The 16,733-nt window shown below is 69.1% G+C and carries 12 protein-coding genes and 1 tRNA gene; 5 read left to right on the forward strand and 8 right to left on the reverse strand.

The features are described 5' to 3' along the window. Positions 1–75 precede the first annotated feature (75 nt). On the forward strand, positions 76–1,707 hold the full coding sequence (locus J7I44_RS16225; RefSeq protein ID WP_209623141.1) for an alpha/beta hydrolase-fold protein: 1,632 nt from the start codon (positions 76–78) through the stop codon (positions 1,705–1,707). Positions 1,708–2,121: 414 nt separating this feature from the next. Here J7I44_RS16225 and J7I44_RS16230 read toward each other — a convergent pair whose 3' ends face one another. The 3 genes from J7I44_RS16230 to J7I44_RS16240 form a co-directional block, all read right to left on the reverse strand. Then, positions 2,122–2,538, reverse strand: coding sequence for a VOC family protein (locus J7I44_RS16230; protein ID WP_209623143.1), 417 nt, complete (start codon positions 2,536–2,538; stop codon positions 2,122–2,124). 72 nt (positions 2,539–2,610) lie between these two features. Further along, positions 2,611–3,426 carry an AraC family transcriptional regulator gene (locus tag J7I44_RS16235; protein ID WP_209623145.1) on the reverse strand — a complete coding sequence of 272 codons (816 nt, stop codon included), beginning with the start codon at positions 3,424–3,426 and terminating at the stop codon, positions 2,611–2,613. A gap of 17 nt (positions 3,427–3,443) precedes the next feature. Next, positions 3,444–5,834, reverse strand: coding sequence for a DUF3772 domain-containing protein (locus J7I44_RS16240; RefSeq protein WP_209623147.1), 2,391 nt, complete (start codon positions 5,832–5,834; stop codon positions 3,444–3,446). A gap of 804 nt (positions 5,835–6,638) precedes the next feature. Here J7I44_RS16240 and J7I44_RS16245 point away from each other — a divergent pair. Then, a complete protein-coding gene (locus J7I44_RS16245) occupies positions 6,639–7,868 on the forward strand; it encodes an MFS transporter (RefSeq protein ID WP_209623150.1) in 1,230 nt (409 codons plus the stop codon). A gap of 46 nt (positions 7,869–7,914) precedes the next feature. Next, positions 7,915–8,670: a Bax inhibitor-1/YccA family protein gene (locus J7I44_RS16250; protein WP_209623152.1), complete on the forward strand. Its 756-nt coding sequence runs from the start codon at positions 7,915–7,917 to the stop codon at positions 8,668–8,670. Positions 8,671–8,855: 185 nt separating this feature from the next. On the opposite strand, the gene murB is transcribed toward J7I44_RS16250, so the two are convergent. From murB to amaB, 5 genes are all read right to left on the reverse strand, one after another. Then, positions 8,856–9,875, reverse strand: coding sequence for a UDP-N-acetylmuramate dehydrogenase (gene murB / locus J7I44_RS16255; protein WP_245188263.1), 1,020 nt, complete (start codon positions 9,873–9,875; stop codon positions 8,856–8,858). Between the two features lie 10 nt (positions 9,876–9,885). After that, the gene (locus tag J7I44_RS16260) at positions 9,886–10,923 is read right to left on the reverse strand and encodes a quinone-dependent dihydroorotate dehydrogenase (RefSeq protein WP_209623157.1); all 1,038 of its coding nucleotides are present in this window, start codon (positions 10,921–10,923) and stop codon (positions 9,886–9,888) included. Positions 10,924–10,926: 3 nt separating this feature from the next. Continuing rightward, complete coding sequence (locus tag J7I44_RS16265) at positions 10,927–11,691, reverse strand: SDR family NAD(P)-dependent oxidoreductase (protein WP_209623159.1); 765 nt, start codon at positions 11,689–11,691, stop codon at positions 10,927–10,929. Beyond that, on the reverse strand, positions 11,691–11,981 hold the full coding sequence (locus tag J7I44_RS16270; RefSeq protein WP_209623161.1) for a DUF4190 domain-containing protein: 291 nt from the start codon (positions 11,979–11,981) through the stop codon (positions 11,691–11,693). The genes J7I44_RS16265 and J7I44_RS16270 overlap by 1 nt, the downstream gene beginning before the upstream one ends. A 224-nt stretch (positions 11,982–12,205) precedes the next feature. Beyond that, on the reverse strand, positions 12,206–13,741 hold the full coding sequence (gene amaB, locus J7I44_RS16275; protein ID WP_209623163.1) for an L-piperidine-6-carboxylate dehydrogenase: 1,536 nt from the start codon (positions 13,739–13,741) through the stop codon (positions 12,206–12,208). A 299-nt stretch (positions 13,742–14,040) separates the two neighbouring features. Here amaB and J7I44_RS16280 point away from each other — a divergent pair. Together J7I44_RS16280 and J7I44_RS16285 are read left to right on the forward strand one after the other, a co-directional pair. After that, positions 14,041–14,117, forward strand: a tRNA-Arg gene (locus J7I44_RS16280). 113 nt (positions 14,118–14,230) lie between these two features. After that, positions 14,231–16,711, forward strand: a complete 2,481-nt coding sequence (locus J7I44_RS16285) for a glucose/quinate/shikimate family membrane-bound PQQ-dependent dehydrogenase (protein ID WP_245188234.1) — start codon at positions 14,231–14,233, stop codon at positions 16,709–16,711. The last annotated feature ends 22 nt before the right edge of the window (positions 16,712–16,733 follow it).

The following is a 16,733-nucleotide window of genomic DNA, read 5'->3' on the forward strand; positions in this document are numbered from 1 at the left end:
TTGGGCGCGATCGGGATGCCGGGCGGTCGCGCCCAAGGGCGCTCCTGCAAGAGGTCGCAGCTCAGGAGCCTTGCCATGTTGAACCCCGTCCGCGGCGCGCTGGCGCTGCTGTTCACCGGCCTGCTGGCCACCGGCGCCTGTGCGCGCGAGGCGGCGCCGGTCGCGCATCAATTCTTCCAGGTCACCCTGCCCACGTCGGCGGGCAAGCCGACAGCCGGGCGGTTGCTGTTGTTCGCCACCGAAGCGAAAGCCGCCCGGGCCGCGGCCAGGGACGGCAAGGTGACCGAGGTGGAGAGCAGCCCGTTCGAGCCGCAGGGCACGGCCGTGGCCGCGCGCGAGGTCGAGCGCCTGGCGCCCGGGGAAGGGGTCCTGCTGGATGCCGACGACCAGGCCTTTCCCGCGGCCTTTTCGAAACTGCCGCCGGGCGACTATCTCGTGCAGGTCGTGCTGGACACCCAGCACGACTACAACTACCACGGGCGCAACGGTGGCGACCTGGTGAGCCCGGTGGTCGAGGTGCATCTGCCTAGCGCCGCCGCACCGAAGCTGGCTCTGACCGACACGCTGCCCACGCCCGCGCTGTGGGATCTGCCCGAGCGCTACATGAGCGACACCACCCGCAAGCACCTGGCGCAGGCGCGCGAGCAGGTGCAGCCGGTCGACTTCGTCAGCCCCGCGCTCAGCGCCTTCTGGGGGCGGCCGATCCACATGCGCGGCTGGGTCGTGCTGCCGCCGGGCTACGACGGGTCGGCCAAGGTCACGTATCCGACCGTGTTCCAGACCCATGGTTACGGCGGCGACCTGCATACGCAGGCCGGTACCGCCGCCATGATCTTCGGCGCGATGGCCGAAAAACAGCTGCCGCCGATGATCTGGGTGGTGCTTGACGAATCCAGCCCTACCGGCACGCATGAGTTCGCCGACTCGGTGAACAACGGCCCGTGGGGGCAGGCGCTAACCACCGAGCTGATCCCTGCGCTGGAGGGCAAGTACCGCATGGATGGGCGTCCCTCGGGCCGCTTCCTCACCGGCCACTCCTCCGGCGGCTGGGCGACGCTGTGGCTGCAGACGCGCTACCCGAAAGTCTTCGGCGGCACCTGGTCGACCTCGCCCGACCCGAGCGACTTCCACGACTTCACCGGCGTCGACCTGTACGCCGCGCATGCCAACGTCTACCACCGCGCCGACGGCACGCCGTATCCGCTGGTGCGCGACAAGGGCAAAGTGCTGGCGACCTACGAAACCTTCGCCCGGCTGGAACGCGTGCTGGGACCCTACGGCGGGCAGATGGCGTCGTTCGACTGGGTGTTCTCGCCGCGTGGCGCGGACGGGCGGCCCGTGCCGATGTTCGACCGCGACACCGGTGCGGTCGATCCGGCGGTAGTCGCCTACTGGGGCGAGCACTACGACATCGCCCGCCGCCTGAAGGCGCACTGGCCCGATCTCAAACCCGACCTGGACGGCAAGATCCACCTGGTGGTCGGTACCGCGGACACGTTCTACCTCGATGGCGCCGCGCACAAGCTCAAGGCCGTGCTCGATGGCCTGGGCGCAAAGTCCGACTTCCGGTTTCTGCCCGGCCGCACGCACATGGATCTCTACGTGCAGGGAAAGGACCGCCAGGGTCTGCTCAAGCAGATGGCATGGGAAATGTACGCCGTGGCGCGGCCGCAGTCGGAGCTCAAGCGCGTTGCAGTCAATCCATAGCACGCGCAAGGGCCTCCCAGCCAACGCGGGGGAGTACGCGTGTGAGGGACAAGCTTGCCCCGAGAGTCGGCACTGCCACTGTAGATACCGTCTTGCTCTCCCTCACGCAACCGCGTGCCGTGGATCGAACCGCGTCCCGTTGTGAACCACACCCCAGACCAGATGGAGGAGCTTTCGCATAGCGGCGCAGAGCGCCACGCGGGGTGCTTTGCCGTTGGCCCGCAGGCGCTCGTAGAAGCGCACCCTGTGCGCGACCGCCATCGTCCAGGTCGCATACAGCGTGCGCGCTCCTTCCACAGCCGACGATGGGAGCGTCGCGCGAGCCTCGCCCCTCACCCCAACCCTCTCCCCGATGGGGAGAGGGAGCTGATCCGGGCAGGTCGAACATCACCCGACGCCCCTTGTGCCGACTGGCTATCCCGCCCACGGGTCGTAACTGCCGAACCACCAAAGATGGCCTTCCGGATCGCGGCAGCCGTAGCCGGCCCCGCCGTAAACCTTCTCGGCGTATTCGTCCACGATCCGGGCGCCGGCCGCCTTGGCCCGCTCGTAGTGCGCACGACAATCGGTGACGGTCACGCAGGCGCACTGCGTCTCGCGTCCGTCCAGTGCGTCGGGCTGGGCCATGAGGCGGCCGAAGCCATCCTCGCGCACGCTGCCGAGCATCAGCATGCCGCCGCCGTAAACCAGCTGCGCGTGCGCCACGCCGCCCTGGCCGTCGTCATGCACCGCATGCTTCTGGAAGCCGAACGCCTCGCACAGCCAGTCGATCATGCGGTGGGCATCGCGGTAGCGCAGGCAGGGAATGATGGTGCTGGGTCCTTGGTTCATCAGAGGTCTCCGGGCTGGGAGAGATGAAATCTAGGCCGTTGGGGGATGGCGGTCTTGTAGATTTCCGTCCGCTCAATCGAGCGGCAGGTGGTTCGGGTAGGGCCCCCGCGCGGCCATGAACGCACCGGGCGTGACGCCGGCGAAGCGGCGGAATTCATGGGCCAGGTGGGCCTGGTCGCAGTAGCCGCCGTCGGCCGCCATGCCCGCCCAGTCCACCTTGGGCAGGCCATGTGCCTGCGTGACTACGGCGCGGAAGCGCAGCAGCCGCGCGTACTGCTTGGGACCGTAGCCGACCTGCCGACGGAACAGGCGCGCCAGGCGCCGCTCCGACACTCCGGTTTCGCGCACCAGACAGCCGATGCGCGCCACCTGGGGCATGCGCTCCAGCCAGGCCAGCGCATGGGCGACACATGTCTCCAGTCGCGGCAGACGCATGCGCTCTTGCAGCCATCGTTCCAGCAGGGCCAACCGATCGATTGGTCCGGTCGTTTCCAGCAGGCGCTGGCGCAGGGTTTCGGCATGGACCCCGAACAGGCCGCCCAGGTCCACGTCGCAACCGGCGATCGCCTCCATGTCCTCGCCCGTGAGGGCGCCGGCACCGCCCGGCCGGAAGACCACGCCCATCACGCGGATCTGCTCTGCGGTGTCGATGATCTGGCTGCACAGCTGCGGACCGCCCAGCACGCTGCCCGAGGACACCCGGCAGCGCCGCTCGGCGTCGTCGCTGTAGACGCGCGTCTGGTCCTCGTGGAGGTTGATGATGAGCTGCGCGCCGGGCTGGGGCAGCACCCGCTCGTAACGATGCGCGGCGGGCGGCATGTCCCAGTCCCACAGCTTTTCGACCAGCACATCGAGCGGCGGGGCAGGCAGGCGCTGGTGGAAGGCCATGGCTGCCGCGGCCCCGTTCAGCCGGTCTCGCCCGGTTCGGGCAGACGATGGATGCGCATGTCCTGGGGGCGGATCAGCGGCAACCTTTCGACGCGCAGCCGCTCCAGGATCGCCAGCAACAGGTCGCTGCGCACGCCGCCGACCTCGCGCGGGCTGGGCACGTAGCCGGTGGCGACGAAGTGGATGCCCAGCGTGTCCACATGTTCCAGCTGCACGTTGGGCGCGGGCGTGTCCAGGACTGTCGGATGGCCGAGGAAGGCGTCCAGGATGATCTGGCGCGCGCGCCTGGCGTCAGTGTCCAGCGGCATCGGTAGCTTGATCTGCACGCGGCCCTGCGCGTTGGCCAAAGTCACGTTGCGCACGTTCTGGGTGATCAGCTGCGAGTTCGGCACGATGACGGTGGAGCGATCCCACATCTGGATCTCGGTGGCGCGCACGTTGATCCGGCGGATGTCGCCCTCGACGTCGGCCAGGCTGATCCAGTCGCCCACCTTCACCGGCCGTTCGGCCAGCAGGATCAGGCCGGAGATGAAGTTCTGCACGATCGCCTGCAGGCCGAAGCCGATGCCTACCGACAGCGCGCTGGCGATCCAGGCGATGCTCTGCAGGCTGACGTTGAGCGCGGCCAGCGCCAGCGCGAACACCAGCACGCCGCCGACGTAGCCGAGCAGGGTGACCACCGAGTTCTGCATGCCCGGCTCGAGCGTGGTCCTGGGCAGTAACTGCTCGCCCAGCCAGCGCTTGAGCACGCGCACGCCGATCAGCCCGAGCGCGAATACCGCCAGCGCCTCGAACACCGTGCTCGGGTCGATCGTGAGTTCGCCCAGCGTGAGGTTGCCGAACCGTTGGCCCATGCGCGCGGCGAGGTCCTGCGGATCAGTGCCGAAGGGGGCCAGTAACGCGCCGATCGCCAGCAGCAGGATCAGCACGCGGCTGATACCCGACAGCACCGTGGCAGCCTGCTCCAGCGTGCGCGGCGGCAGCCCGAACGCCGCTTGCAGGCGCTGCCCACTGCGGCCGTTGGGGGCCAGCAGCGTGGCGATCAGGTCGTGCACCAGGTGCAGCAGCAGGTAGAGCGCCCCGATGAGCACGCCGATCCACAGCATCTGCGTGGCGAGGAAGAACGCCAGCGCGATGTAGCCCAGCGCCACCGCGATCCAGCTGAGCACCACGGCCAGCGCCGCCGCGCCGGCAAGCAGCCCGACCCACAGCGGTCGCTGCGCCGGCGCGCTGCCGGAGGCGAGCAGGGCACGCCGGGCCTGGCCCAGCCGCAGCAGGGCGACGCCGACCAGGCCGCTGACCACCAGCGCGATCACGCCGCGCGTCGCGACGGTGGCCGGCAGGCTGGCGCCGATCGCGCTGTTGATGCGCTCGACCACGCTCAGCAGCAACGTGGCGGCGGCCAGCAAGGCGGGAAACAGGCGCAGCCGATGGGCCGCGGCGTTGGACAGTGCCGGCAGGCGCCAGGACGGTTGCCTGACCGCGAGCAATGCCCGCCCCAAGCCCAGCACAAAGGCCGCAAAGCACACACGCCGCACCAGCGACAGCGCCAGGTCGTCGAGCTCCGGATCGAGGGTGTCGTTCCAGTCCAGCCCCAGCCGGACGAGCTGTGCGGCCAGTCCGAACACCAGCACGGCGCCCAGCGCCAGGGCGCACGCGGCGGCACTGCGGCGCAGGTGGCTGTCGGGCATCGCGCGCGCGGCGAAGATGATCAGCAAGCGATCGAGCACGAAACGACCGGCGACAAGCAACAGCAGGGCGGCACCCAGGCAGAGCATGAGCGGCAGGCGGTTGGGTGGTTGCCATGCGTCGTGCCAGGCCTCGGCGATGCGTGTCTTCAGCCGTTTCAGTCGGGCCAGGTCATCCGGCAGCGAACGGGCCGGCTCGGTCCAGAACGCGCCGCCCAGCGGCGTGGCGGTGCGTGAAGCAAGCTGCGCCTGGAACTGGTCGCGGCGCAGGCCCGATACCTGCGCGGCCAGTTGCATGCCTTCCTCGCCCAGCAGCTGCGCCTGCTTGACCTGTGCGTCCAGGGCCGCCTTGGCCTTGTCCAGTTGCCGGCGCTGCGCCGCCACTTCAGACGCTTCGGGCGGCGCGCCCTTGGCCGGCGCGGGGCCGAGCACGGCCAGCCGCGCGTCGAGGCTGTCCACTTGCGGCGCCAGCGTCGCGGCGAGCTGCCCGGCCTGGTCCTGCACGGAGAGCGCGGTGGTGCGCAGGTCGGCCAGGGCGCGGTCGTCCGGTTTGCCCTTGAGCGCGGACTTGATCGTGTCGAGCTGGTCGCGCATGTCGTCAAGCGCCTGCGCGGGCGAGACGGTGGGCGGGGCGGCGGCGCCGGCCGGAGCGTCCTGCGCGTGGAGCGCGGGAAGAGCAACCAGCAGCAGGCAGAGCAGGAGTCGTCGCAGGAAGGGCATCCGGCCATGATCCGGTGGCGTCCGCAGGCGGTCAATCGGCGCCTCGCGCATCCCGGATGGTGTCGAATGAACGTCGAACGAAGCCTTGTCCGCCGTTTCACGCGGCGCTGCGCAGCATGCCCCTCCCAACCAACACAGGGTGGCATCGCTTGGCGGCGAAGGCAGGTTCGAAACGCGCTCGTGTCCCGGGTGGCAATCCCGATGGCATCGTGGGACGGGCGCGTCGGGGGGCGGACGGCCGGCATGCGCCGCCAGGCGAAGGCGTGTCCCGTGGCACGCTGCCGACGATGCGTGCGTCCGCGCGTCGGCACGTCGCGGCGTCCGATGTTCGGCGGCCTCGCAAGGGCAAGCCGACGCGTATGCTCGGCGGGCGCATGGCTGCGGCGATTCGCACCGCGCGCCTGCGCGCCGGACGGGCTGCCGAGGAATTCGGGTTGAGGCGATAGGGCGGGCCGAGGCCAGGCTTCCCCCATCCGCCTGACGGCACCTTCCCCCGCGTGCGGGGGAAGGCTCGATAGCCAGCGTCGCGATCCCACCCTATCCCTGCCGCCGCGCATTGATCCTCCCCAGCCTGCGAGCGAAGGCTCGATAGCCAGCGTCGCGATCTGGCCCATTCCCTGCGTGGCGCCTCGATCCTTCCCCCGCCTGCGGGGGAAGGTGCCCGAAGGGCGGATGGGGGAGGCCTTGCGGGGAACCGCACAGACAACCCCACCAAATCGGCCGCAAGGCGGTATACGAACGACTGCCCCAGGCTCTAGAGTGCGCGCCGCGGCTCCAGGCCGCGCTCCCCCCGGACCCCGCCCGATGCAAACCCGCGCCGAACCCGTCGCCGCCGCCTTGCCCGCGGAGCCGCGCACCGCCTTTGCCGTGCTCGGCGCCATCAGCTTCTCGCATTTGCTCAACGACATGATCCAGTCGCTGATCGTGGCGATCTACCCGATCCTCAAAAGTGGCTTCGCGCTGAGCTTCGGCCAGGTCGGGCTGATCACGCTGACCTACCAGATCACCGCGTCGCTGCTGCAGCCGCTGGTGGGCGTGGCGACCGATCGCCGGTCGATGCCGTACTCGCTGCCGGTCGGCATGGGCTTCACCCTGTGCGGATTGCTATTGCTGGCGGTGGCGCCCAGCTTTCCCGTTTTGCTCGTTGCCGCCGCGCTGGTCGGCACCGGCTCGTCGGTGTTCCATCCGGAAGCCTCGCGTGTGGCGCGGATGGCCTCGGGCGGACGGCACGGGCTGGCGCAGTCGCTGTTCCAGGTTGGCGGCAACACCGGCGCGTCGATGGGTCCGCTGCTGGCGGCCTGGATCATCGTGCCGCACGGGCGCGGCAGCGTGGCCTGGTTCTCGCTGGCCGCGCTGCTGGCGATCGCCGTGCTGGTGAAGGTGGGCGCCTGGTACCGACTGCATCACGCCAGCCGCAACGGTTCGCGCCGGCACCACGCGCGGGTGATGCCCTCGCGCAACCGCGTGGTGCTGTCGCTGGTGATCCTGGGGCTGTTGATCTTCTCCAAGTATTTCTACCTGGCGAGCCTCTCCAGCTACTACACCTTCTACCTGATCCACCGCTTCGGCGTGTCGGTGCAGAGCGCGCAGACGCACTTGTTCGTGTTCCTGTTCGCGGTGGCGGCCGGCTCGCTGATCGGCGGCCCGGTCGGCGACCGCATCGGGCGCAAGGCGGTGATCTGGATCTCGATCCTCGGCGTGGCGCCGTTCTCCCTGTTGCTGCCGCACGCCAGCCTGTTCTGGACCGGCGTGCTCAGCGTGGTGATCGGGCTGGTGTTGTCCTCGGCGTTCTCGGCGATCCTGGTCTATGCGCAGGAACTCCTACCGGGGCGCGTAGGCATGGTGTCGGGCCTGTTCTTCGGCTTTGCCTTTGGCATGGGCGGCATCGGCGCGGCGGTGCTGGGCCAGCTCGCCGACGCGCACGGCATCGAGTACGTCTACCGCCTGTGCGCGTTCCTGCCGCTGATGGGACTGATCACCGTGTTCCTGCCCGAATTGGACCGGCCGCGCCCGCGCAAGCTTGCCGCGCGCTAGGATGGCGCCCTCCGCGCCGCGCGCGAACACACGAAAGAGGGAATCCATGCGCTCCAGCAATCCCGTATTGCGCGAGAACACCTTCCAGGGCCTGTTCGCCGAAGGCGATCGCATGACGATGAGCGGCACGGTGGCCAAGGCCGGGCTGCTGCTCCTGTTGGCCGTGGTGACCGGCGGCTGGACCTGGCGCCGCTTCGACGCGCTGGCTGCCGCCGGCGATGTCGCCGGCGCCATCGCGGCCATCTCGCCGTTCATGTGGGGCGGCTTGATCGTCGGCTTCCTGCTCGCGATGGCCAGCACCTTTTTGCGCCAGTGGTCAGGCATCACCGCGCCGCTGTACGCGATTGCCGAGGGCTTCGCGCTCGGCGGCATCTCGGCTTACATGGAGCTGCGCTACCCGGGCATCGTGCTGCAGGCGGTGATGCTGACCGCGGGCGTGCTGGCGGTGATGTTGGGGCTCTATCGCACGCGGGTGATCAAGGTCACCGACCGGTTCCGCACCGGGGTGGTCGCGGCCACCGGCGCCATCGTGCTGCTGTACCTGGTCGACATCGGGCTGCGGGCGTTCACCAGCGTGCAAGTGCCTTTCATCCACGAGTCCGGGCTGCTGGGCATCGGCTTCAGCCTGGTAGTGGTTGGCCTGGCGGCGCTCAACCTGACGCTGGACTTCGACCTGATCGAGCGCGGCACGCAGGCCGGTGCGCCGAAGTACATGGAGTGGTACGGCGCGTTTGCCCTGATGGTGACGCTGGTGTGGCTGTACATGGAGATTCTGCGGCTGCTGTCGAAGGCGCGGCGTTGATGCGCTGAGGCAGGGCTTCCCCCATCCGCCTGTCGGCACCTTCCCGTAAACGGGGGAAGGCTCGGTAGGTGGGATGGTCGTGGTCCTTCCCCGTAAATGAGGGAAGGCTCGGTAGGTGGGATGGCGCTGGTCCTTCCCCCGTTCCACGGGGGAAGGTGCCCGGAGGGCGGATGGGAGGCCTTGCCTCAAACCACCACCGGCTCCGACTCCAGCCGCACACCGAATTTCGCCTCGACCCCCGAGATCACCTTCTGTGCCAGTGCCCAGAGCTCGGCGCCACTGGCGTGGCCGTGGTTGACCAGCACCAGCGCATGGCGGTTGGAGATGCCGGCGTCACCCTCGCGGTAGCCCTTGAAGCCGGCGGCTTCGATCAGCCAGGCGGCAGAGAGTTTCCAGCGGCCGTCGCTGCCGGGCCAGGCAACCAGTTCGGGATGCTCGCGTCTGAGCGCTTCGCCCAGCGCCGCTTCGACGACCGGGTTCTTGAAGAAGCTGCCGGCGTTGCCGATGACGGCCGGATCGGGCAGCTTGCGCGTGCGCAGGTGGACCACCGCTTCGGCGACGTGGAAGGGCGCGGGCTTGTCCACGCCCATGCGCGCCAGCTCCTCGCGGATGCCGGCGTAGTCCAGGCGCAGCGCGTGCGTACGGGGCAGGGCGAAGCGCACCGCGGTGACGATGTAGCGGCCCGGCTCGCGCTTGAACAGCGAGTAGCGATAGGCGAAGGCGCAGGCGGCGTTGTCCAGCGAGACGACTCGGCGCTCCTGCAGGTCCCAGGCTTCCACGCTCTCGATGAACTCGGCGACCTCGGTGCCGTAGGCGCCGATGTTCTGGATCGGCGCGGCGCCGACCGTGCCGGGGATCAGGATCAGGTTCTCCAGCCCGGCAAAGCCCTGGCCCAGCGTCCAGCGCACGAAGTCGTCCCAGCGTTCGCCGGCGGCGACCGCGATGCGCGCGACCTCGCCATCCTGCTCGACCTGCACGCCGCGGGTGGCCATGGCCACTACCGTGCCCTCGAAGTCGCCGGTCAGCAGCAGGTTGCTGCCTTCGCCCAGCGCCAGCAGCGGGCCGTTGCGCACGGCGGGGAAGTCGAGCAGTTCCGGAAGTCTGGCCGCGTCGCGTATCTCGGCCAGCAGCCGCGCGCGGGCCGCCACGCGCAGCGTGTTGCGCGTGACCAGGGGCGCGTTCTCGATCAACGTGTAGCCGCCCATGTCGATGCGCTCAGCCAGCATGCGCCGCTTCCCGCTGGCGGCGGATCTCGTCGACGCATTCGGCGACCAGGCGTGGTCCGCGGTAGATCAGTCCCGAATACACCTGCACCAGGTGCGCGCCCGCCTCGAGCTTTTCGACCGCATCGCTGCCATCGAGGATGCCGCCCACGCCCACGATCGGCATCGCCGGCCCGAGCCGCGCGCGCATGCCGCGCAGCACGTCGGTGGAGCGGGCGAACAACGGCCTGCCCGAGAGGCCACCGGCTTCCTGCCCGTGCGGGTCGCCTGCCACCGCGCTGTGGTCGATCGTCGTATTGGTGCAGATCACACCGTCGATGCCGGTCGTGCGCAGCACCTCGGCCATGCCGTCGAGCTCGGCCTCGCCCAGGTCCGGGGCGATCTTCAGCCACATCGGTTTGCGTGCGCCGGCCTGGCTGCCCAGGCGCTCCTGCGCCTCGCGCAGCGTCTCGATGAAGCGGCGCAGCGTGGCTTCTTCCTGCAGGTCGCGCAGGCCCTGGGTATTGGGCGAGGAAATGTTGACCGTGACGTAGCTGGCGTGGCGGTAAACGCGCTCCAGGCAGAACAGGTAATCGTCGACCGCGCGCTCGTTGGGAGTGTCCTTGTTCTTGCCGATGTTGATGCCCAGCACGCCGCGGTAACTGGACGCCTCGACGTTGCGCACCAGCGCATCGACACCCTCATTGTTGAAGCCGAGCCGGTTGATGATCGCCTCGTGGTCGCGCAGGCGGAACATGCGCGGCTTCGGGTTGCCCGGCTGAGGGCGTGGCGTCACCGTGCCGACCTCGACGAAACCGAAGCCCAGCGCGCCCAGCTCGTCGATGTGCGCCGCGTTCTTGTCCAGCCCGGCGGCCAGGCCGACCGGGTTGGGAAAGCGGATACCGGACACGGTGACCGGCAGGTCGTCCGGCGGCGTGGCGACGAAGCGGCCCAGGTTGCTGCGATGGGCCACGCCCAGCGCGTACAGGGTCAGCCGGTGCGCGGTCTCGGCGTCGAGCGCGAACAGCAGCGGGCGGATGTGGTCGTACATGGCTTATCCGTTGAGGCCCTGGCCGCCGTCCACACATAGTGTCTGGCCGGTGATCCAGGCGGCATAGGGCGAGGCGAGGAACACGGCGGCATGGGCGATGTCCTCCGGCGCGCCGAGGCGGCCGAACGGGATCTTCGCGAGCGTGGCCTGGTAGATCGCCGGCTCGTCGCGACGGCGGCGGTCCCACAGCCCGTCGGGGAATTCGATGGAACCCGGGGCGATCGCGTTGACGCGGATGCGCCGCTCGGCCAGCGCAAGCGCCTGGGAGGTGGTGTACTGGCTGAGCGCCGCCTTCACTGCGGCGTACGGCGCACCCTGGCGGCGCGGATGGAAGGCGGCGATGGAGCTGGTGTGCAGGATCGAGGCGTGCGGCGAGGCCACCAGGTGGGGCAGGGCGGCGCGTGAGGCGCGCACGGCGGCCATCAGGTCCACCTCGAAACCGCGCACCCAGCTTTCGTCCTCGTCGCTGAAGCCATAGCCGCTGGCGTTGTTGACCAGCACGTCGACGCCGCCGAGCGTGGCCGCGGCCGCGTCGACCCAGGCGACGATCGCCTGCGGGTCGGCAAGGTCGCAACGGGCCGCGTGGGCGGCCGGGCCGAGTGCGAGCAGCTCCTGCCGCGTCGCTTCCAGCGCCTGCTCGCCACGCGCACAGATCGACACCGCAGCCCCGGCGCGCGCAAACGCCAGCGCGATGGCCCGGCCGATGCCCTTGCTGGCCCCGGCGACCAGCACGCGGTAGCCGACCAAATCGAACGCGCCCTCGGCCATCAGTGGGAGAGGCCGATCGACAGGCCGAACATCAGCGCGATCGTCAGGAAGCCCACGAGGAGTACGCCCAGTACGAGCTGGGCGTAACCCAGTACGAGGCCCGCGATCGCCAGCCCGTCACCCTCCATGCCCTGCTGCGAGCGACGGATCTCGCTGCGCGCGAGGTGACCGCACACGATCGCCACTACCGCCCCGATGACCGGCAGCAGGAACCAGGTGAGGACACCGAAGACCAGGCTGACGACCGCCGTGGCGCTGGTGCTGCGATGGGCGGGAGGCGGTGCGTTCATGGCGGCTGTCCTCGCGAGGGTCTGTCGGCCGGAAAAGACGAACTACCTGGACGTCGTTCCCGCGAACGCGGGAATCCATGGGGATTGTGGCACCAGGCACCGATCGAGGGCGTCGTTCCGGCGCCTGGCGGCGTCCGGGACGGTGGCATGGGTCGGGCAGGCCGCCGGTGGCGGATATGCGAAAGGTCGTTCTCCCCCGGCTGGGCCGGGGGAGAACGGGCTTCTTACACCGTGAACTTGATGCCCTGCGCCAGCGGCAGCGCGTCGGAGTAGTTGATCGTGTTCGTCTGGCGGCGCATGTAGACCTTCCATGCGTCGGAACCGGACTCGCGGCCGCCGCCGGTTTCCTTCTCGCCGCCGAACGCGCCGCCGATCTCGGCACCGGAGGTGCCGATGTTGACGTTGGCGATGCCGCAGTCCGAACCGGCCGCCGACAGGAACTGCTCGGCCGCGCGCAGGTTGTTGGTGAAGATTGCCGAGGACAGGCCCTGCGGCACGTCGTTCTGCATCTCGATCGCGTCGTCCAGCGTCTTGAACGGCATCACGTAGAGGATCGGCGCGAAGGTTTCGGTCTGCACGACGTCATCGGAGTTCTTCACCCCGGTGATGATGGTCGGCAGCACGAAGTTGCCCTTGCGGTCGGTCAGCGCCGCGCCGCCGGTGCGCACGGTGCCGCCGGCAGCCTTGGCTTTCTCGATGGCCGCCAGGTAAGCCTTCACCGCCTCGGGGCTGTTGAGCGGGCCCATCAGCGTGGTGGCCTGGGTGGGGTCGCCGATCTTGCCCTCGACCTGCTTGTACGCGCCGACCAACGTATCGAGGACATTGTCGAAAATCGACTCGTGCACGAACAGGCGGCGGGTCGTGGTGCAGCGCTGGCCGGCGGTGCCGACGGCGCCGAACACGATGCCCGGGATGGCCAGCTTCAGGTCCGCCGTTTCGTCCAGGATGATCGCGTTGTTGCCGCCAAGCTCCAGCAGCGAGCGGCCCATGCGATGGGCGACGCGCTCGCCGACCATGCGGCCGACCTTGGTCGAGCCGGTGAAGCTGATCAGCGGGATGCGCTTGTCGTCGACGAACGCCTGCGACAGCTCGGTACCGGCGTCGTTGAACAGGAAGAAGATGTCCGGGAAGCCGGCGTCCTTCAGCGCCTCGTTGCAGATCTTCATGGTGGCGATCGCCGAGAGCGGCGTCCTGGGCGAAGGCTTCCAGATCGAGATGTCGCCGCAGGCGGCGGCCAGCATGGCGTTCCAGGCCCACACCGCGACCGGGAAGTTGAACGCGCTGATGATGCCGACCAGGCCCAGCGGCTGGTACTGCTCGTACATGCGGTGGCCCGGGCGCTCCGAGTGCATGGTGTAGCCGTGCAGCATGCGGCTCTGGCCCACGGCGAAGTCGGCGATGTCGATCATTTCCTGCACTTCGCCGTCGCCTTCGGGCTTGATCTTGCCCATCTCCAGCGCGACCAGGGAGCCGAGCGCATCCTTGTGCTTGCGCAGCGCCTCGCCACACAGGCGCACGGCCTCGCCACGACGCGGCGCCGGGGTGGTGCGCCAGACCTTGAAGGCTTCCTGCGCGCGCTTGACGATGGTCTCGTAGTCGGCCGCGCTGGAGGCATGCACCGAGGCGATCACCTCGCCCGTGGCCGGGTTCTGCGGCTGGAGCGTGCCGGCGTCGGTCGTCTTCGACCATTCGCCCTGGCCGAGATAGGTACCGGACTGCGACTCGCCCAGGCCGAGCGCCTTGAGAATATCGTGGGACATGCGTGACTCCTTTGGATCGGGCGCTACGAGGGCGCCGGACTATTGCGAAACGACCATTCTAGCAGGGTGGGTCAGCGGGCTTTGCCGGGGCTGAGGCAAGGCTGCCCCCATCCGCCCTCCTCGATCCTTCCCCCGCTCGCGGCGGAAGGATCGCGGTACGGAGCTTCTGTCTGCGGGTGGGGTCGGGTGAGCCTTCGCCCGTTAGCGGGGAAGATGCCGGCAGGCGGAGGGGGACAAACGGAGCGCGATCGGTCAGGGGAATCGCGCCACTGGCCCATCCATGCCAAAATCCGCGCCTCGCCCCCGTAGCTCAGTTGGATAGAGCGTCCCCCTCCTAAGGGGAAGGTCGTACGTTCGAATCGTATCGGGGGCGCCAATTCCAGGCCGGCATTGCCGGCCTTTTTCTTGCGTCAACGAAGCCTCGGCGGATCGGGTGTTATACCGGGAGTTCTTGGCGGCAGCATGCGCCGCGCTCCCGGGAGAAAAGCCTTGGCCCGCCTGTCTCGTTCCGGTCCGCTGTTGTTCGTTACCGGCGTCGTCTTCCTTTTGCTCGGCCTCGCGCTTGCCGCTGGCGGCGTCTGGCTGATGGCGCTCGGCGGCTCCTGGTACTACCTGCTCGTCGGGCTGGGCCTGGTGATCACCGGCGTATTGCTGGCGCTGGGACGCACGCTGGCGTTGTGGCTCCATGCGCTGATCCTGCTTGGCAGCACCGCCTGGGCAGTGGCCGAGGTGCAGCTGGACTGGTGGCAGCTGCTGCCGCGACTGGACGTGTGGTTTGTCCTGGCGCTGTGGCTGTGGCTTCCGTTCGTCAACCGGCGACTGGGACCCGTCGATGCCGCGCACCGTGCGGCGCCGGACCGCTCGCTTCGCGGCGGGCGCTGGGCGATCGGCGTCACCGTGGCAATCGCATTGATCGTGGGCGTGGTGTCGCTGTTCCGCTCGCCGCACGACCACCCGGGCGAGGTCGCGGCCGCCCGCATGGAGGCCGCCGGCACGGCGCCCGCGCCCTTTACGCCACCGGACGACTGGATCGCCTACGGCCATTCCGGCTACGGCGACCGCTATTCGCCGGCCGCGCAGATCACTCCGACGAACGTCGACCAGCTCAAGGTGGCCTGGACCTTCCACACCGGCGACTTTCCCGGCCCGGGTGACCCGAAGGAGATCGCCAACGAGGTCACGCCGCTCAAGGCCAACGGCATGCTCTACCTGTGCACGCCGCACAACATCGTCATCGCGCTCAATCCCGATACCGGCCGGGAAATCTGGCGGTTCGATCCGAAGATCAACCGCGATGCGAAGAACTACCAGCACATGATCTGCCGCGGCCTGGCCTACTACGACTCCGGTGCCTATGCCGCGCAGTCGGCGGCGATGGGCCTGCCGGCGGACAGTGCCTTGGCGGCCGCGGCTTCCGCGCCGACGCCGCATGGCGCGGTGGCGCCGACCGCGATCAAGGTCGACACCTGCCCACGGCGGGTCTTCGCGCCCACCGCGGACGCCACCATCGTGGCGATCAACGCCGACAACGGCCAGCCATGCCGCGACTTCGGCGACAACGGCACGATCGGCCTGTACCACGACCAGCCGGTGAAGAAGCCGGGCTACCTCAACCCGACTTCGCCGCCGACGGTCACCCGCCACGTATTGATCGTGGGCGCCAGCGTCACCGACAACGCGTCCACCGACGAGCCCTCGGGCGTGATCCGCGGCTATGACATCGACAGCGGTCGCCTGCTGTGGAACTGGGACCCGTCCGAGCCGCACCAGACCCGGCCGCTGCCGCCGGGGCAGACGTACATCCGCAACTCCCCCAATGCGTGGAGCGTGTTCAGCGTCGACGAGAAGTTGGGCCTGGTCTACCTGCCGATGGGCAACCAGACGCCGGACATCTGGGGCGGTCGACGCGATCCGCAGGGCGAGCAGTACAGCAGTTCCATCGTGGCGCTGGACATCGCCACCGGCCAGGTGCGCTGGGTCTACCAGACCGTTCACCACGACCTGTGGGATATGGACATCGGTGGCCAACCGACGCTGGTGGACCTGGACACGCCGGCGGGCAGGGTGCCGGCGCTGGTGGCCTCGACCAAGCGCGGCGACATCTATGTGCTGGACCGTCGCGACGGCCATCTGATCGTTCCCACGCCCGAGCGACCGGTGCCGCAGGGCGCGGCGCCCGGCGATCACGTTTCGCCGACCCAGCCGTTCTCCGCGCTCACGTTCATGCCCGAGCGGCGGCTGCGCGAGGCCGACATGTGGGGCACCACGCCCTACGACCAGCTGATCTGCCGCATCACCTTCCGCCAGTACCGCTACGACGGCATTTTCACCCCGCCCTCGGTGCAGGGCTCGCTGATCTACCCGGGCGACTACGGCATCTTCGACTGGGGCGGCATCGCCATCGACCCGGTGCGCCAGGTCGCCATCCTCAATCCGAGCTACATGGCGTTCGTCTCGAAGCTGTACCCGCGCGAGGAAGCGAAGGAGATGAAGGGCGACGGCAGCGAATACGGCCTGCAGGCGATGAAGGGCACGCCGTTTGCCGTCGACCTGCATCCACTGCTGTCGCCCCTCGGCGTGCCCTGCCAGGCGCCGCCATGGGGCTACCTGGCCGCGGTGGACCTGACCACCATGAAGAAAGTCTGGATGCACAAGAACGGCACCATCGAGGACCAGGCGCCGTTCGGCATCCCGCTGCCGCTGGGCGTACCGAGCTTGGGCGGGCCGATGGTCACCGCCGGCGGCGTGGCATTCCTCAGCGGCACGCTGGACTCCTACCTGCGTGCGTACGACGTGCGTACCGGGAAGAAACTGTGGCAGGCACGTCTGCCGGCCGGCGGGCAGGCGACGCCAATGACCTACGTGTCCGATCGCACCGGGCGGCAGTACGTGGTGGTGATGGCCGGCGGGCACCGTTCGCTGGGTACGAAGATCGGCGATTCGCTGATCGCCTACGCCTTGCCCAAATGAGTGTAGGAGCGCCCTTGGGCGC

Source organism: Frateuria flava (genome assembly GCF_017837635.1).
GTDB classification, from domain to species: Bacteria; Pseudomonadota; Gammaproteobacteria; order Xanthomonadales; family Rhodanobacteraceae; genus Frateuria_A; species Frateuria_A flava.